Origin of the sequence: Bifidobacterium callitrichos (genome assembly GCF_008698085.1) — a bacterium.
Classification (GTDB): Bacteria; Actinomycetota; Actinomycetes; order Actinomycetales; family Bifidobacteriaceae; genus Bifidobacterium; species Bifidobacterium callitrichos.
On sequence record NZ_RZJP01000001.1, the window covers coordinates 219,655 to 245,928 of the forward strand.

Below are 26,274 nucleotides of genomic sequence, written 5' to 3' on the forward strand. Positions count from 1 at the left end.
GAGAGCCCTGAAATGTTCCCTGATTCGTCGTCGCCTTCTTTGCGTGATCGGCTTCGCGTCGTGTGTGGACGAACGGACGTACATGGACGTAGAGTGGCTGGCATGGCGGATCACATGGCATGGTGGCGGACTGTTCCATCGCAGTTCGCGCAGGGTTTCGCGCAATCGAATGCGCTGGACGAACGGGTGTGTCCCGTCGAGCGGCACCGTGCGATCACGGCCGTCATCGTCTGTCTGTGCATTGCGCCGCTATACGCATACGGCTGGGGTGACGGGATTCAGGTCGCGATCCGCGATCTGACCGGGGGCGCGGGACCAGCCAGACCCGGGATGGTCACCGTGTATGGGCAGAGTCGGCATCTGATCGACAACCTGCTGTTGACCAGCGTCGCCGCAATGGTGTTTCTGCTTCTTCGATGGCGCGCATGCGGATTCGTGTTCGTTCCGGATGGGCGGTCCCTGACCGGAACCGGCTCGGCCCTGCGGTGGCGGCGTTGGTGGCGTACCGGTTTCGCCTACTGCTGGTGCATGCTCGCCGGATTCGCCTCGATCGATCTCGTCTCCGCGATCATCCGTACGCCGTTCTACGACTATCCGTTCGCCGCCCGTTACGAGAACGATCTTGCGGCGATGCTCTACTGCATCAACATGTTCCTCGCCGGTCCGACCGAGGAACTGGTGCTGCTCGGCATCGTCGTGATCGGTCTGCGTTATGCGGGAGCTCCGTGGTGGCTGGTCACGTGCGTCGCGGTCGGACTGCGCGTGCCGTTCCACCTCTACTACGGATGGGCCGCGTTCGCCATCGCCGTCTGGCCAGTGCTCGCGGTGCTGCTGTACCGCCGGATGGGCATGATCACGCCGCTGATCGTGGCCCACGGCATGTACGACGTCTCGACCGCCATGACCAATCTCACCGGCGTGGCCGGCTCCTCATGGCCACGCGTTCTTGCCTTCTCCATCATGGCGATGCCGGTGGTATGGGCGGTCGCGTTCTGCATCATGACAGTGCGGGAACTGCTGCGGCATCGCTAAACCACCGCGGCATGTGCGTCATTGAACAACGTGTCGTTCAATGACGCACACTTAAATCAACAGCACGTTGATCATTATTTGATCGTCAACCGGCTTCCGATCACAGCTGGATGCCGGGAACGGAGACGGACGGCCGCTCGTCGATCGCGCGCAGACCCGCGACGTCGGCGGCATAGAAGCGCTTCAGGTCGTCGGAGAACTTGGCGAGGCTTGGCTCGGACGAGTACAGCATGTGGCCGGCGGGGTAGTAGGTGAATGCCACATTGCCCTGCAACGGCTTCGGCAGTCCCAGATGGTCGATGTCGTATTCGGTCTGGAAGAACGGCGTGCACAGGTCGTAGACGCCGTTGCCGATAAGCACCTTGAGCGTCGGCTGATGGGCGATCGCGGCGGCGAGATCCGGCACCACGTTCGGGAACGGGATGTTCTGCCCCCACGACGACTTGGTCATGTCGGGCTGCTTGTGCCACCACGTCCAGCCCTTGCCGGGGGTGGTGGCGTTCCAGTCGAAGTCGGCGAATCCGACGCGCTCGGGCTTCCTGTCCCAGCCGAGCTCGTCGCGCAGGTACGCGTTGGCGAGGCTCGAATACGCCGGATCGAGGAACGCGTCGTCCACGACGAACGTCTCCTCATCGTTCATCCGGTCGAGGTCGTATCCGGCCACGCGTCCATCGTAGCGGCCGACGATCCTGCCCTCGTCGCGCAGCAGCTCCTTGCGGAAGCGCATGTCGACCACGCGCAGGTCGGAGTCGTACACGTACTTTGCGTTCAGACCGGTCAGCTCGGCATAGCGTTCGGCGACCTGACGCTTGACGTCGTCGGGCAGGGAAGCCCCCGCGGCCAATGCGAGACGCAGCGGGCCGTTCGCGAATGCACGCGCCGCCTCGAGATGCGCGGCGAGCTCCACGTCATTCGCCGCACGGCCGTGATATCTGGCGACCGACGCGAAGGTGGGGAAGTAGCCGACATAGAACTGGTCGGACGTATCGAGGGTGTACGCGTAGTCGAGGATGTTCGAGATGAGGGTCAGGCCGTTCAGGGCGACCCCGTCCTGCTGAAGACGATAGGCGAGAGCGGCGCCTCGGGTCGTGCCGTAGGATTCGCCGAGCACGTACTTGGGGGAGTTCCAGCGGTGGTGGCTGCTCAGGTAGGCCCGGATGAACGCGCTGAAACCGGCCACGTCTCCGTCCACCGACCACAGTTCCGGCTTGGCGGCGTCGAGGATCTCGGAGAAGCCGGCGCCGGGCGCGTCGATGAACACGAGGTCGGAGGCCGGCAGCAGCGTATGCGGGTTGTCAGCCAGATGATAGGGCGCCGCGGGCACGGGGGCTGCGTCCGGCACGTCGATGCGCTTCGGGGCGATCGACCCCATGAGCAGGAACGTGGTGGACGAGCCCGGACCGCCGTTGAAGATGAAGGTGACCGGACGGTCGGGGTTGACCCTGTCGTTGGCGTCGAGCAGTTCGAACGAGGTGTAGAAGACGCTGGCGGCCGGCTTGACCTTGGGCGTGTCGATGAGGATCGTGCCAACCTTCGCGGCGTAGCGGATCTCGTGACCCTCGGCCTGCATGCTGTGGAACGTGGTCTTCTCGCAGGGCTCCGGCAGCTGTCTTCCAGCGGGGACGGCAGGCTTCGTTCCCGTCTGGTTCGTCGATGGCTCTGCAATGTTGGCGCTCATGCGCGCCACGCCGGTTTCGTTGGCGTCGGTCATGGTTGTCCTTTCCTTACGGTCGGCGGTTCGATCATTCCGGGCGCGTATCGGGACGATGCGCCGTTAGCCGACAACTATAGGCGCATGATTCCGCCGGATGCGTGATTTCGGCGACGATGCGGGTGGGCATATGCCGGATGGATGCGAAGCTCGTGGCGCGACGCGCTTGGTGGACACCCGTCGACCTGTCGAAGGCGGGATGGTCAGGTGCGTCTACAATATGGCGCTGGATGTCATCCGCCCCATTGGGGTTCGTTCGGTGCGGATGGCATATTGATGCGTCGGGCCGAATCGGCCGAAGGAGAATGAGCAATGCTGGGTGTCATTCGACAACATCCTGTCACAGGCAATAGGGGAAAGAGGGAGAGACAGGAGAGGAAGCCGTTCGACAGGGCCACGCCCGCCGGCATGCTCATCGCGGTCGGCATCGTCTATGGCGATCTGGGCACAAGTCCGATCTATGCGCCGAAGGCGCTGATGCTCGCCCAGGGCGGACGGCTCGACCGATTCCAGATCCTGGGATCGCTGTCGCTGGTGTTCTGGTTCATGCTGCTGGTCGTCTCCATCAAATACGTGTGGACCGTGATGAACGCCGACAACGACGGCGAGGGAGGCGTGTTCGCCCTGTTCGCCGCGGTGCGCCGGTATTGGAGGCAGGCGGCACCGTTCGCCATGATCGGCGCGGCGGCGTTCCTCGCCGATAGCGTGTTCACGCCCGCGGTGAGCATCACCTCCGCCGTCGAGGGACTCGCGTCGATCCCCGCGATAGGCGGCAGCGTCTACTGGTCCGAGGAGCTGTCGGTGATGATCGCCATCGCCATCATCGCCGTGCTGTTCCTGAGCCAGCATGCCGGAACGAACCGGCTCGGTTCGCTGTTCGGGCCGATCATGACCGTATGGTTCACGTTCATCGCCGTGATCGGCGTCATGAACATCGTCACCCGGGACTGGACCGTGGTCCAGGCGCTCGATCCGACGATCGGCATCCGATTCCTGTTCTCCCATGAGAACAAGGCCGGAGTGGCGCTCATGGGCAGCGTGTTCCTCGCGTTGACCGGCGCCGAGGCGCTGTATGCGGACATGGGCCATGTGGGCCGCGGCAACATCCGCGCCAGCTGGCCGTTGGTGAACCTGACGCTGATCTGCTCCTATTTCGGTCAGGGCGCGTGGATGCTGGAAGGTCATCGCGCTAACGTCTCCGACGCCGCCCCGTTCTTCCAGATCATCCCCGAACAGGTCCGCCCGTTCGGCGTGGTGCTCGCCCTGACGGCCGGCGTCATCGCCTCGCAGGCTCTGATCTCCGGCGCGTTCACCCTGACCGCCGCGGCGGATGGTCTGAACTGGCTTCCGCGTCTCAACATGCGCTATCCGGGCGTGAGCAAGGGGCAGATCTACATTCCCTCCGCCTGTGCGCTGCTCGCGGGGCTCACCATCGTCGTGGTGCTGTACTTCAGGTCCTCGTCGGCCATGGAGGCGGCCTACGGTCTGGCGCTGACCGTCGCGATGCTCATGATCACCGTGCTGCTGTTCGAGTTCCTGTGGCGTGTCAGGGGCAAACGGCTGAGCGCCGTCGTCTCATGCGTGCTGTTCGGGGCGATCGAGCTGCTGTTCCTGTCCGCCGCGGCGGCCAAGTTCATGGAGGGCGGATACATCACGGTGCTCATCTGGGGCGTGCTGTTCGGCGTATTCCACATCTGCTCGCGTGGTAGCCAGCTGGAGGCGTCCGACCGGGGGCACGTGCACGCAGAGGATCTGTCGCATATCCTCACCGCCGCCATGGCGGACAAGCGGCGTGATCTGGTGGCCGACAACCTCGTGTACCTGACCGCGGATCCGAGCATGAAGGAGGTCGAGAAGGACGTGGCCGCCAGCATGACCCATCATCGCGGCCATGCCTACTGGATCGTCACCCTCATCCAGTCCGAACGTCCGTTCGAACGCCGGTGGAAGGTCGTCTCCTACGGCCAGAACCTGCATCGCGTGATCATCATCCTCGGATACAAGGAGCCTCAGTTCTATCTGAGGCAGTACATGGACGCCATCATGGCGAACATGCTTTCCCGCGGCGAGATCAACCGCATCGAACCGCAATGGCCCAAGCTGGCCAATAGGAACGAACGCCTCGGCATCGGCAGCGTCAGATACGTGCTCATGCATCGCGTGGTCAGCCCGGAATCGTCCCTGCCGGACTCGGACCGTACGCTGGTGCGCAGCTATCAATGGATCAAACGCGCCGTCAGCCGGCCGGTCGAATGGTTCGGATTGGAGACCAATGATCCGCTCGTTGACACCGTGCCCGTATGGAGCGGCGGAGACAGACCCATGACGATGGAACGCATCGAAGGCAAGGTCCGGGAGCCGGCGCAGACGTCGAAGTGACCCGTCCGGACCGCCGATGATGCGCCGATGACGGCGCCTCCGGTACCATCGGATAAACATCACATGCAGGTAATCACGGGGTGGACCAAGGGAGGAACACGATGGCCGAGAACGGTACGGGGCAGGGCGAGGATGCGATGAGGACGACGGATCGTCAATCCTCGCAACGCGGCGTCTCGGTCAAGGCCGCCGTCGCCAGGACCCGCTGGCAGCGGCGCAAGCGGATGGCGACGCGCAGGACCATCAGGGACACCGCGATGCGTCTGTTCGACGAATACGGCTATGACGCGGTGACCACGCAGCGCATCGCCGCCGAGGCGGGCATGTCGCAGATCACACTGTTCCGGTATTTCCCGTCCAAGGAGGATCTGGTCATCGGGCTTCCCGCCGATGGCGAGCTGTTCGCCGATCTGAGGCGTGAGCTCGGCGCGCGTAAGGACGCATCCCCGGTCGCGTTCGCGCGGCGTGTGATACCGCAGGTCCTCGGTTCCGTCGAATCCGACCAGCTGGAGGAATTGGCGGCGCGTCTGCGGATCGTTCGATCCAACGAGGCGCTGCTTGCGGCGTTGTATGCGCGAGTGCCCCGATGGACATCGGCCGTCGCACGCGAGTGGGGGAGTGCTGGTTCCACTGCGGTCATGCCCTCCAATGCTTCTGCCGTCGGCGACGGCTCCGTTGATGGCGGCGATGACGTGCCGCCGGTCGACTTTGCCGTGCGCCTGTCGATCTCCTGCCTCATCGACAGCATGATCGAGACGCTGCTGGAGTGGTCGCATCGTTGCGAAAGCGAGCAGGAAGACAAGGCCGACCTGCTGGTCACGATCGTCTCCGAGGCCATGGCGACAGTATTGCACTGAGGGCTCGGATATTCCCCCGAGCTAAGGCCGTCACACCTCGTTTTGATTCATATGAATATATCTATCACATGAATTAAATCGGCTGAAAATCAGCGGTTTGACGAGTATCGGATCAATCGCGCCTCGCGTTTTTGTTTCATATGATTGAAACTTTCATATGAGAGAATCGTCTACAGAATTGCATATAATAGCTGATTACATATGAATTGCGGTCGTTAAGTCTCGACCCAACAGCTGCGGCATCTCCACGGCGATGCTGTTCCTCGCCAGCAACGTCTCCTCGTACGTGACCGCCGTCAACCTGCAGGTCGACGGCGGATACTCCGTGTACTGACCAATATGCGATGTGGGACAATGGGTCGCATGAACGACTCCATTGTCCTGCGTCCGCTGCGTCGGACGGATTACCCGGCGCTCGCCGAGATGCTGCGTCGGATGTGGTACGCCGAACCGGGGCTGAGCCCGTCATGCGCGAGTCGACTCGCCATGATCGACCTGCACTACAGCATGTCGGACTCCACCTCTGCTTTGGTTACGCAGCATGGCGGCAAGCCGGTCGGCATCATCGCCACGCACGTCGACGTGCCCGGAGCGCGGTCGCGCCGTCGGCTGTTCAACTGGCATCGCGAATCCATCCTGCGTCTGGCCGCCTCGCTGCTGCCATCCGCCGAAGGCCGTGACGGCCTGCGCAAGATGCTGTCCCTGACGCACATCGACGCGAAGCTGCTGCACGGTGTCCAATCCAAGTTCGACGCCGAGGTGGTGCTGTTCCTCGTCGACGAGTCACTCCGCGGCTGCGGGATCGGCCGCATCCTGTTCGACCGCGCGATGGAGGATTTCCGGAAGGCCGGGGTGCGTCGATACTTCCTGTTCACCGACACGAGATGCGACGTCGGCTTCTACGACCACCGCGGCCTGTCCCGGCTTCGCGGCCGGCGCGCGGCCCTGTACGGAGACGCCCCGGAGACCTTCTACCTCTACGAGGGTCTGGCGTAGCCGTCCGGATGAACCGAAAGGAGACGGCATGACGCCGATCGAACTGTCCACGCGCCGCAGGGTGACCGGGCTGACCTCGGACGAGTTCGCCAGACTGTTCGTCACGATCGAGAACAAGGTGAACGGCGAGAACGCCCAGTGGGACGCCGCGGACGTCGAATCATGGGAAATTGTCGGGCCGCCGGCCACGGCCGACCAGCATCTCGTCGACACATTGGGTGCGGCGAACGAGTTCGTCGCGACGCTGGCCAACCAGATCTATCACGCCGCGATGCCGGTTGCGGACGGCACCCGACTCGTCGCATACGGCGACAATCTGACCTTCTGGGCCGAACACCCCGGTTTCGGCGGCATGCCGTACGCGCTGTGGAACATCGCCGCGTTGCAGGCCGCTGAATGGATCCGCAAGGAGACCGGCGTCATCTGCGAACTGGAAGCCCACCACCCGCTGATGTGAAGCAGTACTATCTTGGATTTCAATGCAGCTTGATACCGAGAACGCACACGGTAATCCATGGAAAACAGAATAAGGAAGGGGAGTATTGAGATGTCGTTGACGAGTGAGCAGCGGGCGAACACGATTCGTGAGTTTCGGGAGAACATGAGGCTGCTCGGCCTGACCGCCGAGCAGATCGGCAGAGATTTCGGGGTAAGCGGTGAGACCATCGAGAACATCATCGACCTGCACTCCGGGGTGTTGGAGTACCCGTGGATCGTGCGCGGATACCTGCTGGACAAGGCCACCGCCGCGGGCGTGACGCCGGTGCCGTTCACCGCCCTGCGCGGCGACCCGCACGACTACTGGTTCCTGGACGACCGCGTCATCGACGCGAACAGGCTGGACTGAGCTCCCTGCCGGCCCGGAGCATCCGCCTCGGCAAGGATGCTGGGCTGATCGCCACGTGGCTTGACCGTGCGATCGACGGCGCGTCATTGTTCGCGGATGTGCGACCTCATGGCATCGAACTGTCCCGGCGGCTCACCTTCCATGAGGTCGCGCCGTTCGCCCCGGGGCGGCGGATGGAAGCCGGCTCATCCATATCCGCCACCCCGGGTCGAGACGCCGACGTTGTTCTGACGATCGTCCGGACGTCAGATCAGCACGCCGTTGCAGTGGTCGATCTCATGCTGGATGATCTGCGCGGTGAATCCCTCGAACGTGGCGGTGAGCTCGCGGAACCTGCGGCTCGCATAGGTGACGGTGATCCGCTCGTAGCGGACGGCGGAGCGTCTGCCGGCAAGCGACAGGCACCCCTCCTCGGCATGGTATTCGCCGCTGCGGGCGATGATACGGGGATTGAACATCGTCATGTTCCGGCCGGTCGCTTCGTCATGGAACACGATGATCCGTCTGCGTTCGCCGATCATGTTCGCGGCAAGTCCCACACACGCGTCGGCGTGCGCGGCCAGCGTGTCCGCGAGGTCCGCGGCGATCCGACGATCCTCATCGGTGTCGGCCGCCGGCTGCGAGGCGACGCTCAGGAACCGTTCGTCGGTCACGATCGGCCGTTGCATGATGATGTCCTTTCCATTGTCTGAATCACGTCGGGATTCGAGATCCTCCTGCACTCACTTCGCGAACGGCTCGGATGCCTTGTCGAGCGCGGCGACCTCGTCGGCGGTCAGGTCGAGGTCCACGGAGGCGAGAAGCGCGGGCAGCTGCTCGGGCGTGCGCGCCGAGGCGATGGGGCCGGCGACCTGCGGGCGGTGGCGCAGCCATGCGAGCGCGACCGTGGCGATCGCCACGTCGTGCGCCTTGGCGACCTCGTCGAGCGTGTCGACCAGCGCGAAGCCGTCGGCGTTGAGGTAGTCGGCGACCATGCCCTGACGCGCCTTGCCCTCGGCGTCCGCCGCGGAACGGTACTTGCCGGTCAGGAAGCCCGCGGCCAGCGAGAAGTACGGGAACACCGCGAGGTTCTCGCGTTCGGCGACAGGGGCGAGCGTACGCTCGTAGTTGCCGCGGGTGACGAGGTTGTAGTGCGGTTCCAGTGCGACCGGCAGCGCGTAGCCGTGCTCGCGGGCGATGCGGAACCATTCCTCGATGCGGTCGGCCGTGTAGTTGGACAGGGCGATCGCACGGACCTTGCCTGCCTTGACGAGCTCGTCGAACGCGGCGGCCGTCTCCTCGAGCGGGGTCGACTTGTCGTCGAAGTGCGCGTAGTACAGGTCGATCGTGTCGATGCCGAGGCGCAGCAGCGACTCGTTCGCGGCGGCGATCACGTTGTCGTGGCCAAGGCCCTTGTACTGCGGGTGCTCGCTGACCTTCGTGGCGATGACGACCTTGTCGCGGTTGTTTCGCACGGCGAGCCAGCGACCGAGGATGATCTCGGATTCGCCGCCCGCATTGCCCGGCGCCCACGCCGAATACACGTCGGCCGTGTCGATGAAGTTACCGCCGGCCTCCACGTACTCGTCAAGGACCCTGCGGCTCGTCGCCTCGTCGCTGGTCCAACCGAACGTGTTGCCACCCAGTACCAGCGGGAACACCTCGAGGTCGCTGTCGCCGACCTTCACACGCTTGTCGCTCATGATCGTCCTTTCGGTTCGTGTCTTCGCTCGCCCGTCGTCCCCGGCGGGTGCCGGACGGTTCCTCTGCCGTCCCTGCCTTCAACATTATGGCGTTTCGACACATGTGCTATGCCGATGCCGGTATTCATCTTGCTTATGGCGGAATATTCCCGGAAGGCATGACGTCGTCATCCGGGAACGTCCGGACTCCGCCGCTATCGCGTCTCGGCCTGTGATTCGGCGAGCGTGACGCCGGCCCCAGCCATCTCCCCGCGTGCGGCTACGCCCAGCTCCTCGCTGACCGGAACGGTCAGGTCCTCGAACACGGTGACGGAGTATCCGAGGCGGAGCGCGTCGAGCGCGGTCTCCTTGACGCAGTGCGATTCGGCGATGCCGACCACGTCAACCCGCGTGACGCCTGCGTCCTTGAGCGCATTGGCGAGCGTATGACCAGCCTCCTGCGCGGCCTCGACCTCGGCGCGGCTTTGGATGTGATCAGTGTTGTCCTCGATGCCTTCGAAACCGGAGTAGGCGGCAGAATACTGTCCCTTCTTGAAGTGATGCGCGATATCGAGCCCCTCGATCGCGGGATGCAGACGCGCGTTCGGGCTGCCCGCCCTGCCATGCACCGGCCACGTGTCCACGAAGTCGGGATGTTCGGACCAGTGCGCTCCCGGCTCGATGTGCCAGTCCTGCGTGGTGGCGATGAACGCGTAGTCGCCGCGATGCCGCCGCACGTATGCGGCGATCCGTTCGGCGACCGCGTTGCCGCCCTCCACGCCGAGCTCGCCGCCCTCGCAGAACGTCGGCTGCACGTCCACCACGATCAGCGCCTTCGTCGATTCGTTCGTCTTCGTCGTACCGGTCATGTCGTTCCTCCCTGTGTTCAGAACCACTGGATATGGCCTTGCCACCCTTACACCTATCAGATTATCGACGAATACGCGTTTGGACCCGCGACCGACAGGTGAACGAAACCGACCTCCCGCACCCCTCATCGTCCAGATCGACGGCAAGGATTGAAGGCATGAGCAACACCGCACTCGTCATCACCTCCAACCCCGAACACATCAGCCTGACCAACGCCGTCGGCAGGGCCTTCGCGCAGGGCTACGCCGAACAAGGCGGCAAGGCCGAGATCCTGGACCTGTACGACACGGATTTCAGCCCCGTCTACTCGTCCGCCGACCGCGCCCACTACCTCGGCAAGGGTCCTGTCCCCGCCGACGTGGCCGCCATCCAGGACAAACTCGCCGCAGCCGACGTGATCGCCCTCGTGTTCCCCGTCTACTGGTACACCATGCCAGCCATGGTCAAGGGTCTGTTCGACCGCGTCATCTGCCGCGGCTTCGCCTACCACGCGGACGGCACGCCCGGCGCGCTCGCCGGCAAGACGGTGCGCGTGATCCTTCTGACCGGCGGCACGGAATCCTGGTACGAGTCCGACGGCATCGGCGAGGCGTTGGACAACCAGATCCGCCGCCAGACCCTCATGAAGTACTGCGACGTGAAGGATGCCAAGCTCGTCTACGTCGACGGCCTGTCGATGGGCGATGACGATCCAGCCAAGCGTGAGGCCGCCGCACGCCATCTCGACCGCATCAGGCAGATGGGCGCCTCCTTGGCGTAAATGATTTGAGTGGCTACGGCCCCGGACCGAGATCGTAGCCACTCAAATCCACCATTGCGGCGTCAGGTCACCCAACGTGACGATCCGAGCCCGCTCGTAATCCATCATGATCTCCACCTGCCCATAGCTCTCAGGCATCAGTTGGGCCATGAGCTCACGGCAGGCGCCGCAGGGGGCGACGGCCTTGCCGTCACGGTCCACGGCGATCACGCGACGAAACGCATCCTCACCGTTCGTGATCATGTTGAACAGTGCGTTCCTCTCCGCGCACACACCGAGCGCGCATGCGGTATCCACGCAGACACCCACGTAGATCCGCCCGGAGAGGGACTCCACGGCCGCGGCGACGCCTCCGGCCTCCACCATGTTCGAAACGGCACGAGGACTCAGCACCCGCATCGCCGCGCGATGCATGTCGTCCCACGTATTCACCTGCATATCGGTTTTCCCCTCTCGAAGGTCATTGGCTGGTCACGACTGGGCCTGCTTCTAATGCACGAACCGCCGCGGTCCGATTGGACACAATTGAGCGCACCATGTCAACATGGTAGTCATGCATTGAAAAAGCTCTTCCTCGGACATGCTGGGCACGAGCATGCCTGTTCCGTTCCAGTGCAGCGCCGACATGGCAACGTAGGGTTGGCGAGAGGAAACGTCGTCGAAGGAGCACGTCTAATATGACGGGATCACATGCCATACTGTCCGGCCGGCTTTACGCGATGAACGATGTCGTCGAGCACGTTGGAGGCGAAGCATCTCCGATAGTGCTGTGCCATCTTGTCGGCGAAGACGGCGTTGCGGTCGGGACGCATCGAGCGTCCGGCTCTCATGGCGGCTCGGAGGCCGAAGCACTCGTATACGTGCCCCGATCCGAATGGGACATAGGCGCACATGAATACGCGCATCGGAATCAAGACAAGCCGAAGCACCCGGAATCCGCATGCTTCGGATCCATCTCGCGAGACATACGGGCCGACGCGTGCGCGCCACAGCCCACCGTCACCGCCCGCAGCAAGCCAGAGCTGAAAATACGATTATTCCGCTCCCTGTTCCGCGGCCGCGACGATGTGTACGCGCACGGGTTCATGAGCAGGAAGACCGGCAAGGTCGGCTATGCTCCGGCCGCATGGAACGAGTGGACTGCGTTGGCCAACGGCAAACGTGTTCCCACGCCGCCGGACCAACGCCGATGCAAGCCGTTGACCGATCAGGTGCTCCTCGATCACTTCACCAAACGAGATGAGAGAATGACCAACGTCGTGGGCCTGTATCCGATGTCCAAGGAATCGACAGTCTGGTTTCTCGCCATCGACTTCGACGACGACGGGTGGCGGGACGAGATCACGGCGACACGTCGCGTCTGCGAACAACACGGTCTGAGTCCGTCCATGGAACGATCTCGATCCGGTGATGGCGGACACCTATGGCTGTTCTTCACCGAACCCATCGAAGCCGCCGAAGCCCGCCGCATGGGAGAAACGCTGCTGACCGAAGCCTCCGATCTGACGCACATCAGATTCCGCTCATATGACCGTATGTTCCCCAATCAGGACACCCTGCCCACAGGCGGATTCGGCAACCTGATCGCCCTGCCCCTGCAGCGCATGGCGCGCGACAAGGGGAACAGCGTGTTCGTGGACGAGCAATTCGACGCATATCCCGACCAATGGGCGTATCTGTCCACGATCAGCCGCATCACGCCAGAACAGGTGCATGCCATCGCCGCCCAAGCCCAAAACAACGGCGGACCGTTGGGCAGACTCGTTCGTCAGGAGGATTCCACAACTTCAGCCACCAACGGCAAACGGTCATCCGATCAGCCGGACAAGAACCATTCCACAATCCGCAGCGGAACACTCACCCCACCAGATGTTCCACAGACCATCACCATCATCGAACGCAACATGCTGGTCATACCGAAAGCCGGCATGACGGCACACGCACTCAACGCGATACGACGACTGGCCGCATTCGCCAACCCGGATTTCTACCGGGCACAAGCCATGCGCCAGCCCGTCTACAACAAGCCGCGCATCATCCACCGTAGCGAAGAAACCACGGATGAAATCCTCCTGCCACGCGGATGCAGGGAATCGCTGAACACGTTGCTCGGCGCAACCGGAACCACCGTAACCTACAAGGACGAGCGGAATACAGGCAAACCCATCCAAGCGACATTCACCGGACAACTGAACCAACAACAGGCCATCGCGGCGAAAGCCATGCTCGACCATGACGACGGCATACTCATTGCACCGACAGGATTCGGCAAGACAGTAATCGCGGCGGACCTCATCGCCGAACGCCGAACCAGCACGCTGATCATTGTGCGGTCATCCGCTCTGCTCAGCCAATGGAAGGAACGACTCGGACAATTCCTCGACATCACAGCCACACTGCCTCCACGATTGACCAAAACCGGACGAATCAGCCGGAAACAACGCGGCATCATCGGACAGATTGGAGCCGGACGCAACGAACCCAACGGCATCATCGACATCGCACTCGCGCAATCACTCTTTGAAAAAGGCGACGCGCCCGGAGACAAGCGAGTCAGAGACATTGTCAGGAACTACGGCATGGTGATCTTCGACGAATGCCACCATGTAGCATCCATAGACACCGAAGCCATCGCACGCGAAACCACCGCCAAACACGTCTACGGACTCACCGGCACACTGAAACGCGACGACGGCATGCAACCCATCACCATCATGCAATGCGGACCGGTCCGCCACATCGTCGACGTCAGTACCCAGATGGCAGCACAACAATTCACACGCCGATTCGTCCCACGCTTCACACCCGTCAACCTCGATCTCACCGAACCATACGGATACCACGACTATCTCGAAGCAGCATGCGCGAACGCGCAACGCAACGCGATGATCCTCGACGACGCCATGCACGTCATCGAAGAACATCGCACACCGCTCCTGCTCACCAAACGCATCGAACATGCGAAGGCGCTCGCCGACGGGTTGAGCAAACGCGGATGCGAGCACGTGATTCTCCTGTACGGGGCCGATTCCAGGAAGACGCGGCAGACCAATCTCGAACGGCTTGCGGGTATCCCTGTGGATGAACGTCTTGCGGTCGTGGCGACGGGCAGTTATATCGGTGAGGGATTCGACCAGAAACGACTGGACACGCTGCTGCTCGCCGCTCCGGTGTCAGTGGAAGCGGCCGTCACCCAATATGTGGGCCGCCTGCACCGAGACAACGACGGCAAACGTGAGGTGCGAGTCTACGACTACATCGACGTAACCGTGCCCATGGCCGCCAGCATGTATCGCAAACGGCTGAAGGCATACATGGCGCAGGGGTACGAACCGCTACTGTCCGAAGAAGTCCGGACCGACGCGATGCGACAAGCAAAGACAAAGGCGCTGATGGAACGCAAATCGACACTAGGCGATTCAGAACATGGGAATCCGATGGATATCGGCAAGGTCACGCCTGTCATCACCGTTGCGGGATTCCTCAAGACGTTCCGTGACGACATCGAACATTGCAGTCGCACGATGACCGTCCAAGCCGGATACCTATCGGAACGCGCCATCAAACAAGTCGACGACGCGATTCTCAAAGCGGTCGGCAGGGGAGTGACCATCGACGTCACCGTGCGCCTCGCGCCCACGGCAACACCGGCTTCGCGCAAGCGTACCGAACGCAACATGGACAGGCTCCGAGCGCTGGGATGCACGGTGCACGCCGTCGAATCCTGCAGCGAATTCGTCGTGTTCGACGATTCCCTCGTCTGGTTCGGCACCATCGAACCGCTGGGCAACCCCAAATCGGACGACTGCTCGCTGCGGTTCGCCGATACGACGATCGCCCGGCGGCTTCTCCTAACAACCTCTAACTGCTCAAGACGAAATCGCGGATAGGCCGGATATCGTGGCGATGAAGGTGCCATCCTTCGCCGCCGCCTCCTTCGACAGGCGCAGCTTCGCATTCATCGCGGTGCATGCGGCATCGGCGATGGACAGGCCGAGCCCCACGCCGGAGACGGCGCTGATACGCGAGTTCACGCCACGGTGGAACGGCTGGACGAGTTCGTCCAGGTCGTCAGGCAGCTGCTCGTCGGTGGTGTTCGCGACGGTGAGCGAGACCTCGCCGGAGTCCGCCGCATCGATCGACACCGTGATCGAACCGTCATCCGTGTTGTGCACGACGGCGTTGCGGATGAGGTTGCCGACGGCGAGGCACATCAGCGCGGGATCGGCTTTGACCGTAACGTCGTCTGCGGCGTCGACGGTCACGCCGATGTGCCGTGCGTCGATGTCGTGTTCCATGTCGGCGAGCGCGTCATCCACGCACGCAGTGAGGCCAGTGACGCGTGCGCCCGTTGCGTCGTGCGTCCCGTTCTCCGTTCCCGTTGCGGTGAGTTTGCCGTATGCGCCGCTTTGGATGCGCGAGAGGGTGAGCAGCGCGTCGACGAGTTCGGCGCCACGCCGGTTGGCGGCGAGCGCCCGGCGGACGGACGGTTCGACGTCCTCGGGGAAGCGTCCCTGCGCCAGGGGCGCGTCGAGGTTCGTTTCTACGGCGGCGATGGGGGTGCGCAGTTCGTGCGACGCGTTGGACACGAACCGCCGCTCCGCTTCGGAGGCGGCCTGAATGCGGTCGAGCATGCCGTTGATGGAGTCGCCGAGACTGGTGATCTCGTCTTCGCCTCGTCCGTGTCCCGCACCGTCCGTGTCGATGCGCGTGCCGAGGTCGTTCGGGTCGAGTGCGGCCGCCTGTTCGCTGATGGATTTGAGCCTGCGGGACATGCGTGAGGTGACGGTCCAGATGACGAGGATGCTGGTGACGCCGAAGAACACGAAGATGACGGCGGCGCTGATGCGCAGTCCGTTGGTTATGGCGTCCCGGTTCCATATGGAGATTCCGTACGGTGTGGTGATGGTGAACGATCCGTCGCCGCCCCAGTCGAGATGATAGGGTTCGCCGTTGGTCCTTCCGGTGACCGCCCCCTCTCCCTTGCCGTTGGAGGAGCCGAGAAGGAGCGGGTCGTCCGCGTCCGGCTGTTGCCGCGTACCGGGGAGGGATCCTGCGCTCCAGCCTTGCGCGGACAGGAAGTCGTCGTCCGTCGATGTCCCGCCGGTGCCGACGTCCGATTGCGTGCTCTGCCCGCCGCTCTGCCCGTTCTCGTAGGAGATGGTCATCGCGTAGGAGAACATGCCGTTGATGATGACGGTCTGCACGATGGCCGCCGAACCGAGGGCGATGAGGAACACGACGCTGATCGCGATGGTGAGTCTGGCGCGGAACGTGCGCGGGGTGAGCCTGCCGGCGATCCGGCGCAGGATGCGGGAGACGCGGTTTCGGATGCTGGTCCGCGCCTTGGCTGGCGGCTGGTCGTGACCGTGGTCGTGGTTGCGGGTCATGCGAGCCGGTATCCTTCCCCGCGCGCGGAGACGATCAGGTCGCGGTCCTCCAGTTTGCGTCGCAGCGAGTACATGGTGGTCTTGACCACGTCGGCGGCCTCGACGTCCGGGCCGGCGTCCCATACGCTTCTGTGGAGTTCGTCCACGCTCACGTAGCCGCCGTCGGCGCGCATGAGCTCCAGGAGCACGCCGTACTCCTTGGGGGTGAGTTTGACGAGCGTGCGCCCGTGGTCGCGGAACACGAGCCGGCGCGTGGTGTCAAGCGTCAGGTCGCCGCGGGTGAACACGGCGGCCGTGGCAATGCCCTTGCCGGTGCGGCGCTGCAGGGCGCGGATGCGCGCGAGGAGCTCCGGATAGGCGAACGGCTTGGTCAGGTAGTCGTCGGCGCCCAGGTCGAGCCCGCTGACCCTGTCGCTGACGTCGGTCGCGGCGGTGAGCATGATCACGGCGACGGGGATGCGGTTCGCGGCGATCGTCGCCATCACCGCGTCTCCGGACAGGACGGGCAGGTCGCGGTCGAGCAGGACGATGTCGATGTCCGTGTCGGCCAGCGCCTTGAGCGCCTCGACGCCCGTCATGGCCACGTCGGTCGCATACCCCTCGTAGCGCAGCGCGTCATCCAACGCGGCCGCCAGCTCACGGTCGTCCTCGACGATCAGTATCCGCATGCGTCCCCACGCTCCTTGTCCCCGTGCTTCCGACGGCGTCCTGCGGTCCGTCCTTTCCGTATCGCCATTATCCTCCCGCGGCGACGGTAAGGCGAGGGTAAGGAAGGTTCCCACCGATACGGCACCGTCGACGAGCCGCTATCCGGCGATCATGCGCGAGGTCGCAAAAGGACTACTATGGGAATACGGCCACGCATGACGGCCGGATGGAGCGAAGGAGCACCACCATGGGCACGGTCACACACACATTCCACGCGGGCGTAACACGTAGGATCATCGCATCGGCGCTCGCCGTCGCATGCCTGCTTGGGGCGGCGGCATGCTCGACGAAGCCGGACGCCGACGCGGCCGGCACCGGCGCCACGGGCGCGACCGGTGCAGGCGCAAGCGCCGGCATCAGCGACGCCGCGAAAGCCGAGAACGCCCGTCTGGAGGACACCGCCAAACGGTTCGTCGCATGCCTGACCGACAAGGGCATCGACGCGAAAACCGTCGAATCGTACTCGATCGCCACCTCGAGCATGCCCGCGAAGGACATACCCAAGTCCACCGTCGTCGTCCGGAGACTCGACCAATCCGGCAACATGGCCGGCGCGGACACCACGGACGAGAACGGCACGGACAGCCTGTATCCCAACGTCCGACTGCGCGCTACCGACGACGACGGTCTATGGATCGGCTTCACGACATCGGCCGAACTCGCCGGCACCCCCTATGCCGCCAAGCAACAGGACTACGCCGCCTGCGAACAGGCCAACCCCGACTTCGCGCAGCCGCCGTTCTCGGGAAGCCAGCACGCCGACCCCGAAGTGGCGCTGGCCGAACTCAACTTCGCCCGCAAGGCGCGCGCCGCCGGATTCGACTGGTATCCCGACCCCGACCCCACCAACACGGGAACGCACGCCAGCGTGATCATCCCCGAGACCACCTCCAAGGAGGAGTTCAGACGGTTCCTGCGCACCTACAAGGGCGACGACTGGCCCACCTACAACGGCGTGCCCTTCGGCATAACGTGGAGCGAGAACCTCAACGACGTGTACTGCGAATTCAACCCCGGCCCCGGCTGCGACACCACCGACGGACAGCAGTAGGACGGCACGCAAGCCATCCGACGCAGGTAAGCCGAAGGTAAACCCGACCCACACCGACACGCGACGAAGCACCCGGTTGAATGGGACGCGACGCCACCCGACCACACGTCCCAACGGACACCACCCAAGGAGACTCGTGATGACCCGCAACCGCCCCCTCACCGCAACCACTGCGGCAGCCATATCCGCCGCCTTCCTCCTCGCGCTCGCCGCCTGCGCCGGCCCGGCATCCGGCACCGCGACCCCCGGCGCCGGAGACGACGCCAACGCCACCGACACCGCCAGCAACCTCCCCGTCGACGAGACCGCCCGCAGATTCGTCGCCTGCCTCACCTCCAAAGGCCTCGATGCGCGAACCGACGTCGGCCCCGGTGCACCCGACGCATCCGGCAAAGCCAAGGCCCCCACCGTCAGGAACATGGCCGAGCTGCGCATGATCGACCGCACCGGCAACCCCGTCACCACCGACGACACCGGCATGAGCATCGGCACCGACAGCGCCACCCAACAGCTCTACGCCAACGCCATGTTCACCTCGCTCGACAACGGCACCGTATGGGTCGCCTTCAAGGACTCCACCGCGCTCGCCGGCACACCGTACGAGTCGAAGCGGGCCGACTACGCGGACTGCGAGGCGAAGCACCCGAACTTCTCCCAACCCGCGCAGGACCTCGCCTCGGGGCAGCCCACGTACAGCGAGGAGGACAAGCGCGCAGCGCTCGACTTCGCGAGGAAGGCGCGCGACAAGGGCTTCGGCTGGGTCGCGGACCCGAGCGGCGACGAGCCGACCACGATCCTCATCCCACGGACCGTGAAGGCCGACGAGCTCAGACGCTTCTTCAGGGAATGCCCGGTCGGGGACACGCGCATCACCTTCGGATTCGACGGCACGCCCGAAGAGTTCGGCTACGACTACATGAAGGTGATGGACGAGGCGAACGGCGGCGACAGCACGACGACCACGCAATGACGGCCGGGACGACGACCACACGAACGACCACGCACACGCAGAAGGACACACGATGACACGGACGGAAGCAAGACGGATCGGCAGGACGCGCAGGATCATCACCATGATCGCCGTATGCGTCGCGGTCGCGGGACTCATCGCCGCGTGTGCGTTCACCAAACCGTGGACGCTGATCGCCGACATGACCGGCCCCGGCCGTACGGGAACGGCAACGTCGACGGGCGCGCACGCCTCGTCCGGCACGACCGTCGACGTGAGCACGCTGCGTACCCAGCCGGTCACCACAGGAATCCTCAACGCCGAAACCCGGCTCGGCGGCACCCTCCAATACGACGAACCATCCGAATTCCAAACGGCGACCGGCACCATCACCCAGCTGCCCACGCCCGGCGCCGAAATCGCCACCGGCCAACAGGTGTACGAGATGGACGGCGTGACCGTGCCGCTGTTCCACGGCGCGCGTCCGTTCTGGCGCACCCTCCAGGTGGACGTGCCCGACGGGCCCGACGTCACCCAACTCGAAACGAACCTGCAGGAACTCGGCTACTTCAAGGCCGCCCCCAACGCGCACTTCGACTGGCGCACCCGCGAAGCCATACGCCAATGGCAGACCAAAACCCTCGGACTCACAGGCGACCGGGTGACCGGCGTCTTCGAACCCGGATCCGTGGCGCTCGCCGCGACCGCCCCCATACGCATCAAAACCGTCACCGCCAGACTCGGCGAAACCAACGTGAGCCCCGGCACATACACCGGCGTCGCGCTGCACGTCGAGGCCACACTCACCGCCACACAGGCCGCCACGTTCAAAGCGGGCGACAAGGTGCAGGTCATCCTGCCGAACAACACGACCATCGACACCGCGCTCGCCGCCGTCGACCAGGGCGGTCAGTCCACCGGCAAGGACGGGCAGGTCACCTCGCCGTCGGCGCGCGTCGACTTCCCCGACCAGACGCAGGTGGCGAGCTTCGGCGCGACCTCCGTGCAGCTCGTCATCCCGAACGCGGCGAACGCGAACGCCGCGGAGACGCTGATCGTGCCCGTCACCGCGATCATCGCCTCCGCCGGCAGCACATACGCGGTCGATGTGGTGCGCGGGCAGCGGCTCGAACGCATCCCCGTCGAACTCGGCCTCGTCGCGAACGCGCAGGTGCAGCTGACCCGCGCCGACGGACTCAAGGCCGGCGACAAGGTGGTCGTCTCATGACCGCCCTGCTCGAACTCGACCGGGCCACGAAAAGCTATCCGGGACGGGACGCCGGCCCGCTGGAGATCCTGCACCCCACATCGCTCGCGATCGAACACGGCGAACGGATCGCGATCGTCGGACCGTCCGGCTCGGGCAAATCGACGCTCCTGTCCCTCCTGGGTACGCTCGACATGCCCACCACGGGAACTCTGCGCTACGGCGGCGAGGACGTCGCGGCCATGGGGGAGCGGCGCCGCAGCGCCCTGCGCGCGACACGCATCGGCTTCGTGTTCCAGCAGTTCCACCTGATCCCCACCGTCTGCGCGCTCGAGAACGTGACGACCGGACTGCAATACACGCCCCTCCCGCGACGCGACCGGCGAGCACGCGCCGTCAACGCCCTGCAGCGGGTCGGACTGGGCGAACGCCTGCGACACCGGCCGCCGCAGCTCTCCGGCGGCGAACAGCAGCGCGTGGCCATCGCCCGCGCGCTCGCCAAAAACCCGGACGTGATCTTCGCCGACGAACCGACCGGCGCGCTCGACACCGCCACCGGGCACGCGATCATCGACCTGCTGCTGGGCGCGGCGGACGACGGGGCAAGCCTCGTGGTCGTCACCCACGACCCGTCCATCGCCGCCCGATTCCCGAGACGGCTGCACATCCAGGACGGCGTCGTGACCGAACTGCCGCGTAACACACGGCACGATGACACGGACGCCGACGAGACCGAGGGGAGGAGCGCATGACCGACATCACACGAACGGCACGCCCGTCGGGACGTCCGCTGGCCGCACGATTCGCGGACCTCATGCACACGGCATGGATCGGAGCCACCGGACGCATGTCCCGCACGGTGCTCGCCGCGTTGGGCATCGCGCTCGGCGTGGCCGCATACGTGGCGCTCTCGGGCATCGCCGCGTCGAACCAGGCGGCTTTGCTCGCCCGTCTAGACGCGCTCGGCGCGAACCTGCAGGTCGTGTCTGAGGGGCGTGACGCCGCACAGCAGCCCGTGCCCCTGCCCGAGTACGCGCCCGAGACCATCGCACGCCAGCCGCAGGTGGAACGGGTGGGCGTGTTCGACACGGCGCCGGAGAGCGCGAGGATCTTCAAGAACGAGTTCGTGCCCAAGTCCAACGGCAACGCCCTGGCGCTGACGGTCATGCGGCCGGGCGCCCTGGACGCCGTCGGGGCGAGGGTCGCGCAGGGGCATGGCATCGACGAGAACAACCAGCATCTGCCCGTGGCGGTGCTCGGCTCCGAGGCCGCCTACCGGCTCGGCGTCACCGAGGTCGGCGACCGCGTCCTCATCGACGACGCATGGTACGGGGTCGTCGGCATCCTCGCCCCGGTGCCGCAGGCGCAGAACCTCGATTCGTCGGTTATCGTCGGCTCGGCGCAGGCGAAGGCCAGTCACCCGGATCAGGCCGAGGCGATCGGCCGGATCAGCGCGATCTACGTGCGCACCAGACCGGGCAACGCGGAGACGCTGCGCCGCATGCTCGCCCACGCGGCGAACCTGACCGGCGCCAACGTGTCCGTCAACGCGTCGGCAGACCTGTCCGAGGCGCGAAACACCACCGACGACTCCCTTAACACGCTGGGGCTGATGATCGGCGCGATCGCGCTGGTCGTGGGCGGCATGAGCATCGCCAACATGATGATCGTCACCGTGATGGAGCGCCGCGGCGAGATCGGCCTGAGACGCGCGCTCGGCGCGACGCCGGGCGCGATCCGCATGCAATTCGTCACCGAGGCGTCCATGCTCTCCGCGTTCGGCGGTCTCGCCGGCGTGACGCTCGGCGCCGGCTCGGCGTTCGGCTTCGCGATATGGGCGGGACAGCCGGCCGTGCTGGAATGGGGGACGCTGCCCGCCGCGTGGGTCGCGGCCGTGCTCGTCGGCGCGCTCGCCGGCATCTACCCGGCGTCGAGGGCCGCGAGACTCACTCCCACCGAGGCGCTGCGAGGGGAGTAGACCTGTCCTGACGCCATATGCCGCGCACCGCAATCGTCGCGGTTCTCCGATGCGGCGGCCTCGCGGGTCCTCGGCATATCGCCGGTGATGATTTCAGTCATTGGCAATCCAGCCATCGACGTCGACCACTTTGCCGAATTCGTCTTTCAGTCGATTGGCGGATTGTTCATCGGCGGCGGGAGCGACATACATGCCGACATCATCGTTCCGGTCACCGTGTATGTCGATGAACAGTGATGATCCATCGGCGGACAGCACTCCACTTACCTGCGTCATCCTCATTTCATATACAGGTGCGGGGTATTCCACCCAGAAACCATTGAATATCGAAATTGCATCCTCGGTGGAGGAACGGGTGACATCCTGTATGATCCATAGCTTTCTGTCAATATCCTGATCAACCACAATGTCCCCGCTGTCTTTCCGGGCTATAGCGATATGGCCCGTGAGCCGGTCATCCCGAAATGCATAGCGCAATCGCGTCGCATCGAATGAAATCGTATACGAGGTGACACCAGCTGCATTCGCGTCGACTCGGTATGCGTCGCCATCGATGCGAATGCGCTGCGGCCAGGGTATGTAATACAACAGCAATCCGGCAACGATCAATCCGGCGGCCGCTGATCCGATAATCGCCTTCACACGATCACGGCGCTTCTTCCGAGAGGTCTTCTCCATGCTGCCGCTCCTTTGCACCCGCAACATTGCTTCTGTTGGGAATCAGTGTACCGGATACCACCTCGGCTTACGCAACAACCGCATCGGAATCAGCGGAACCACATGCTGGTGCACGCATTCGGAGAGAATCGCTCTCCTTATAGGAGAATCGACGCCGCCATAGTAGTGTTCACCAGTTCGGATTGACGGTCTGCATGGCCACACCGTCAGTCATCACCTTGAAGCCGAAACGCTGATAGAACGAAGCGTTTCTGCTTTCTTCGGGCATGACCTCGATGTAGAGGTAATCGTGATACTTTTCCTGCAGCATCTCAACCATGTGTCCAGCAATGCCATGACCTTGATAATCGGGGTCGACCAGAACGTAATGCATGTATGCGAGCATGGCGCCATCATCCAATGCGCGTACCAATCCGACGAGCCGATCATCGTCCCATGCCGAGATCACGGTCGAGGACCCCATCAGCGCCCGGTAGAGCTTGTCGGGATATTCGCCGGATACCCAACCGACCGAACGGAACAGCTGCTGCACCTGCATCTTGGTAAACCTGCGCTCTTCGGTATAGATGATGGTCATACGCCTCGCTCCTTTCCGTTTCCAATCAGGACGTCACGGCCCAGACCTCCCATTGAAGCGCCCATACTAGGGCATCGCATTGGTCGGACTACGGCATCGTCCATGATATGAATTCCGTTCCATGAGGCTTCCCCGACGGCCCCCGATAATCGAGAAACGGCGCGACTCCAATCCTCCGAAGCCTCGGAACCGTTGGAATCGCGCCGTTTCTATACGGTATTGCCGTTACTTGCTCACGTTGAACTTGAACTCAAGTCGTATCGCGATATGGCATAGCCAGCCTTCAAGCAGAGACCAGTTCTCCAAAGGGGGAATACTCGTACGAATGGTCATACAGGTATGTGGGCGAGATGTCGATGTCACCGTTGCACCATGTCAGGATGCCGTGATCGATGCGGAAATCCTCGAACGTCCGCTCATCATGCAACGGTGCGAAGGCCGGCACATCATCGTACATCTCGGTGAAATCGCACAGGCGCGTCTCGCCGGTGGAGAAGGTCACCAGCATGATGTGATTGTCGGGGACACGTGCCGATCGAATTTCCAGCTCACGAGAGGGTTCATCCGCATACAGGATGCCGTTCATCTCAAACATGATGGGCTTCCTTCCTTACGAAAGCGGCTTGATACGGTCGAACGGACGTCCGGATACGGCCTCGTTCCATGCCTTGTACAGCTCGTCCTCGTGCAGCACAAGCCACGCGACCACCAACTTGTACTGTTTGGCGGGAAGGGAACCGGCCAAGAGTTCGCCATCAATGCCGATGGAGGCTTTGAAGTCACCGTAGTACACATGGACGTGAGGCTTGTGATGCTCGCTCTCATCCTGGTACATCATGCGAACGATGATTCCGAAGAACCGGCTCAGTTCCGGCATGCTCGCCTCCTATCCAGCCGCCTGCAGTATTGCCATGCCCTATCTTGAGTATATTTCCCAGCGGTGATGATGTGGAAGACGTCGTCATGATATACGTCAATAAGGCTGAAGTAGTCGTGTGCTGATTCGAAGACCGATTCCATGCCGCATTTAGCCATCACGCGACCGGACTGTGTGTTCTCCCTGTAGTGTCCGCCCCACACCGCTCTGGGGCTCCCGAGCTGGCGGAACCAATGGCTCCGCATACCAACACACAGCATCTGGATATGACGAGACCCGCCTTCCTTCCTAGGGGAGCGGGTCCGTCCTTCCATGTCAGACTATGAGATGAAGTCTATCGCAATCCGTGCGATACTCCGGCGTGTCCTCCTCTTTTATCGCTTGTTTGCGATAATCGAGATTGGCTTGATATCAGCCCTTGCTCACATTGAACTTGAACTCGACGATGTCGCCGTCCTGCATCACGTAGTCGCGGCCCTCCTGACGGAGCTTGCCCTCCTCCTTGATCTGCGCCATCGAGCCGTTCGCGGCCACGAAGTCGTCGTAGGAGACGATGTCGGCCTTGATGAAGCCCTTCTCGAAGTCGGTGTGGATCACGCCGGCGGCCTGCGGTGCGGTCCAGCCCTTGTGAATCTGCCAGGCGCGCACCTCCTTGACGCCGGCGGTCAGGAACGTCTGAAGACCGAGGATGTCGAAGCCGACACGGGCCAGCTGATCGAGGCCGGACTCCTTGAGGCCCGCGTCCTCGAGCATCTCGCGGGCGTCCGCCTCGTCAAGGTCGGTCAGATCGGCCTCGAACTGGGCGTTGAGGAACACGGCCGGCGCCGGGGCCACGGAGGCGGAGAGCTTGGTCTTGAGTTCGTCATTGGCCAGCTCGTCGTCGTCCACGTTGAACACGTAGATGAACGGCTTGGCGGTCATCAGGTGCAGGTCGTAGACGGAGTCCTTGTCGAAGCGGCCCTCACGGGCGGCCTTGTCGAGCGTCTCGCCGTTCTCGAGGATCGTCTTCGCCTCCTTGACGGCGTCGAAGTACTCCTTCTCGATCTTCTTGCCCCTGAGGTCCTTCTCCAGCTTGGGCAGCGCGTTCTCGATGGTCTGCAGGTCGGCGAGGATCAGCTCGGTGTTGATCGTGTCGATGTCGTCGGCCGGATCGACCTTGCCGTTGACGTGCACGATGTCATCGTCCTTGAACGCGCGCACGACCTCGCAGATCGCGTCGGCCTCGCGGATGTTCGCGAGGAACTTGTTGCCCAGGCCCTCGCCTTCGGAGGCACCCTTGACGATGCCGGCGATGTCGACGAACGTGACGGTGGCGGGCACGATCTTCTCGGTGTGCACCAGCTTGGCGAGCACCGGCAGACGATCGTCCGGCAGCGGCACGATGCCGGTGTTCGGCTCGATGGTGGCGAACGGGTAGTTCTCCGCCAGGACGTTGTTGCGGGTGAGCGCGTTGAACATGGTGGACTTGCCGACGTTCGGCAGTCCGACGATTCCGATAGTTAAAGACATGCCTTCCAGTCTAAGGCGGAAAGCGACAAGCGCCGTCCGGTTCGTGGCAGGGATCGTGGCAGCGTCATGGGCCACGTATCGGACGGCGCCGATTCGGAACAATCGATGGCGGGATATAAACGCCGCTCATAGCCGCGGGCGGGGGAGAGACCTCGTCACCACTCTGGGAGACGCCGCACACGAGGGTGTGAAACCGTTGCAACCGTTGGGATCATGCGGTGCCGCGCATGTCGCGCA

General features: G+C 63.6%; 26 protein-coding genes. 13 read left to right on the forward strand and 13 right to left on the reverse strand.

The window, feature by feature from the left end:
• Positions 1 to 102: 102 nt before the first annotated feature.
• Positions 103 to 1,032 carry a CPBP family glutamic-type intramembrane protease gene (locus EMB92_RS01000; RefSeq protein WP_150393483.1) on the forward strand — a complete coding sequence of 310 codons (930 nt, stop codon included), beginning with the start codon at positions 103 to 105 and terminating at the stop codon, positions 1,030 to 1,032.
• Between the two features lie 100 nt (positions 1,033 to 1,132).
• Here the strand turns inward: EMB92_RS01000 and EMB92_RS01005 are convergent, their stop codons facing one another.
• Entirely contained in the window at positions 1,133 to 2,743 is a 1,611-nt protein-coding gene (locus tag EMB92_RS01005; RefSeq protein WP_223847491.1) for a S10 family peptidase, read from the reverse strand.
• A 312-nt stretch (positions 2,744 to 3,055) separates the two neighbouring features.
• Between EMB92_RS01005 and EMB92_RS01010 the strand changes: the two genes are divergently transcribed.
• From EMB92_RS01010 to EMB92_RS01030, 5 genes are all read left to right on the forward strand, one after another.
• Positions 3,056 to 5,122, forward strand: coding sequence for a KUP/HAK/KT family potassium transporter (locus EMB92_RS01010; RefSeq protein WP_150393484.1), 2,067 nt, complete (start codon positions 3,056 to 3,058; stop codon positions 5,120 to 5,122).
• Between the two features lie 101 nt (positions 5,123 to 5,223).
• The gene (locus EMB92_RS01015) at positions 5,224 to 5,979 is read left to right on the forward strand and encodes a TetR/AcrR family transcriptional regulator (RefSeq protein ID WP_150393485.1); all 756 of its coding nucleotides are present in this window, start codon (positions 5,224 to 5,226) and stop codon (positions 5,977 to 5,979) included.
• Positions 5,980 to 6,342: 363 nt separating this feature from the next.
• Positions 6,343 to 6,975, forward strand: a complete 633-nt coding sequence (locus EMB92_RS01020; RefSeq protein ID WP_190973507.1) for a GNAT family N-acetyltransferase — start codon at positions 6,343 to 6,345, stop codon at positions 6,973 to 6,975.
• Positions 6,976 to 7,003: 28 nt separating this feature from the next.
• Entirely contained in the window at positions 7,004 to 7,432 is a 429-nt protein-coding gene (locus EMB92_RS01025; RefSeq protein WP_150393487.1) for a hypothetical protein, read from the forward strand.
• A gap of 90 nt (positions 7,433 to 7,522) precedes the next feature.
• Positions 7,523 to 7,822: a DUF2316 family protein gene (locus EMB92_RS01030; protein WP_150393488.1), complete on the forward strand. Its 300-nt coding sequence runs from the start codon at positions 7,523 to 7,525 to the stop codon at positions 7,820 to 7,822.
• Positions 7,823 to 8,067: 245 nt separating this feature from the next.
• Here EMB92_RS01030 and EMB92_RS01035 read toward each other — a convergent pair whose 3' ends face one another.
• The 3 genes from EMB92_RS01035 to EMB92_RS01045 all read right to left on the reverse strand — a co-directional run bounded on the left by EMB92_RS01035 (position 8,068) and on the right by EMB92_RS01045 (position 10,352).
• Entirely contained in the window at positions 8,068 to 8,490 is a 423-nt protein-coding gene (locus EMB92_RS01035; RefSeq protein WP_150393489.1) for a peptide deformylase, read from the reverse strand.
• 54 nt (positions 8,491 to 8,544) lie between these two features.
• Complete coding sequence (locus tag EMB92_RS01040) at positions 8,545 to 9,504, reverse strand: aldo/keto reductase (protein WP_150393490.1); 960 nt, start codon at positions 9,502 to 9,504, stop codon at positions 8,545 to 8,547.
• A 194-nt stretch (positions 9,505 to 9,698) separates the two neighbouring features.
• Positions 9,699 to 10,352, reverse strand: a complete 654-nt coding sequence (locus EMB92_RS01045; RefSeq protein ID WP_150393491.1) for an isochorismatase family protein — start codon at positions 10,350 to 10,352, stop codon at positions 9,699 to 9,701.
• A gap of 158 nt (positions 10,353 to 10,510) precedes the next feature.
• On the opposite strand from EMB92_RS01045, the gene EMB92_RS01050 reads away from it, so the two are divergent.
• Positions 10,511 to 11,113: an NAD(P)H-dependent oxidoreductase gene (locus EMB92_RS01050; RefSeq protein WP_150393492.1), complete on the forward strand. Its 603-nt coding sequence runs from the start codon at positions 10,511 to 10,513 to the stop codon at positions 11,111 to 11,113.
• A gap of 42 nt (positions 11,114 to 11,155) precedes the next feature.
• Here the strand turns inward: EMB92_RS01050 and EMB92_RS01055 are convergent, their stop codons facing one another.
• Together EMB92_RS01055 and EMB92_RS11435 are read right to left on the reverse strand one after the other, a co-directional pair.
• On the reverse strand, positions 11,156 to 11,551 hold the full coding sequence (locus EMB92_RS01055; protein ID WP_150393493.1) for a cytidine deaminase family protein: 396 nt from the start codon (positions 11,549 to 11,551) through the stop codon (positions 11,156 to 11,158).
• 248 nt (positions 11,552 to 11,799) lie between these two features.
• Positions 11,800 to 11,943, reverse strand: coding sequence for a hypothetical protein (locus EMB92_RS11435; protein WP_190973508.1), 144 nt, complete (start codon positions 11,941 to 11,943; stop codon positions 11,800 to 11,802).
• Between the two features lie 30 nt (positions 11,944 to 11,973).
• Between EMB92_RS11435 and EMB92_RS01060 the strand changes: the two genes are divergently transcribed.
• Positions 11,974 to 15,003 (forward strand): TOTE conflict system archaeo-eukaryotic primase domain-containing protein, encoded by a 3,030-nt coding sequence (locus tag EMB92_RS01060; protein WP_395951531.1) that lies wholly within the window; start codon positions 11,974 to 11,976, stop codon positions 15,001 to 15,003.
• Here the strand turns inward: EMB92_RS01060 and EMB92_RS01065 are convergent.
• Positions 14,983 to 16,503: a sensor histidine kinase gene (locus tag EMB92_RS01065; protein ID WP_150393495.1), complete on the reverse strand. Its 1,521-nt coding sequence runs from the start codon at positions 16,501 to 16,503 to the stop codon at positions 14,983 to 14,985. The genes EMB92_RS01060 and EMB92_RS01065 overlap by 21 nt on opposite strands.
• Complete coding sequence (locus tag EMB92_RS01070; protein ID WP_150393496.1) at positions 16,500 to 17,171, reverse strand: response regulator transcription factor; 672 nt, start codon at positions 17,169 to 17,171, stop codon at positions 16,500 to 16,502. Before EMB92_RS01070 ends, EMB92_RS01065 begins: the two co-directional genes overlap by 4 nt.
• A gap of 227 nt (positions 17,172 to 17,398) precedes the next feature.
• Here EMB92_RS01070 and EMB92_RS01075 point away from each other — a divergent pair, with 227 nt between their 5' ends.
• The 5 genes from EMB92_RS01075 (at position 17,399) to EMB92_RS01095 (ending at position 22,396) form a co-directional block, all read left to right on the forward strand.
• Positions 17,399 to 18,262 (forward strand): hypothetical protein, encoded by an 864-nt coding sequence (locus EMB92_RS01075; RefSeq protein WP_150393497.1) that lies wholly within the window; start codon positions 17,399 to 17,401, stop codon positions 18,260 to 18,262.
• 139 nt (positions 18,263 to 18,401) lie between these two features.
• The gene (locus EMB92_RS01080; RefSeq protein WP_150393498.1) at positions 18,402 to 19,232 is read left to right on the forward strand and encodes a hypothetical protein; all 831 of its coding nucleotides are present in this window, start codon (positions 18,402 to 18,404) and stop codon (positions 19,230 to 19,232) included.
• Positions 19,233 to 19,284: 52 nt separating this feature from the next.
• Complete coding sequence (locus EMB92_RS01085) at positions 19,285 to 20,439, forward strand: peptidoglycan-binding domain-containing protein (RefSeq protein WP_150393499.1); 1,155 nt, start codon at positions 19,285 to 19,287, stop codon at positions 20,437 to 20,439.
• Positions 20,436 to 21,170 carry an ABC transporter ATP-binding protein gene (locus EMB92_RS01090; protein ID WP_150393500.1) on the forward strand — a complete coding sequence of 245 codons (735 nt, stop codon included), beginning with the start codon at positions 20,436 to 20,438 and terminating at the stop codon, positions 21,168 to 21,170. Before EMB92_RS01085 ends, EMB92_RS01090 begins: the two co-directional genes overlap by 4 nt.
• Positions 21,167 to 22,396 carry an ABC transporter permease gene (locus EMB92_RS01095; RefSeq protein ID WP_150393501.1) on the forward strand — a complete coding sequence of 410 codons (1,230 nt, stop codon included), beginning with the start codon at positions 21,167 to 21,169 and terminating at the stop codon, positions 22,394 to 22,396. The genes EMB92_RS01090 and EMB92_RS01095 overlap by 4 nt, the downstream gene beginning before the upstream one ends.
• A 93-nt stretch (positions 22,397 to 22,489) precedes the next feature.
• On the opposite strand, the gene EMB92_RS01100 is transcribed toward EMB92_RS01095, so the two are convergent.
• The 5 genes from EMB92_RS01100 to ychF all read right to left on the reverse strand — a co-directional run bounded on the left by EMB92_RS01100 (position 22,490) and on the right by ychF (position 26,037).
• Positions 22,490 to 23,074: a hypothetical protein gene (locus tag EMB92_RS01100; RefSeq protein ID WP_150393502.1), complete on the reverse strand. Its 585-nt coding sequence runs from the start codon at positions 23,072 to 23,074 to the stop codon at positions 22,490 to 22,492.
• 169 nt (positions 23,075 to 23,243) lie between these two features.
• Entirely contained in the window at positions 23,244 to 23,651 is a 408-nt protein-coding gene (locus tag EMB92_RS01105; RefSeq protein ID WP_150393503.1) for a GNAT family N-acetyltransferase, read from the reverse strand.
• Positions 23,652 to 23,934: 283 nt separating this feature from the next.
• Positions 23,935 to 24,237: a DUF2442 domain-containing protein gene (locus EMB92_RS01110; protein ID WP_223847493.1), complete on the reverse strand. Its 303-nt coding sequence runs from the start codon at positions 24,235 to 24,237 to the stop codon at positions 23,935 to 23,937.
• 24 nt (positions 24,238 to 24,261) lie between these two features.
• Positions 24,262 to 24,528, reverse strand: a complete 267-nt coding sequence (locus EMB92_RS01115) for a DUF4160 domain-containing protein (RefSeq protein ID WP_150393505.1) — start codon at positions 24,526 to 24,528, stop codon at positions 24,262 to 24,264.
• Between the two features lie 411 nt (positions 24,529 to 24,939).
• Positions 24,940 to 26,037: a redox-regulated ATPase YchF gene (gene ychF, locus EMB92_RS01120; protein WP_150393506.1), complete on the reverse strand. Its 1,098-nt coding sequence runs from the start codon at positions 26,035 to 26,037 to the stop codon at positions 24,940 to 24,942.
• Positions 26,038 to 26,274: the final 237 nt, after the last annotated feature.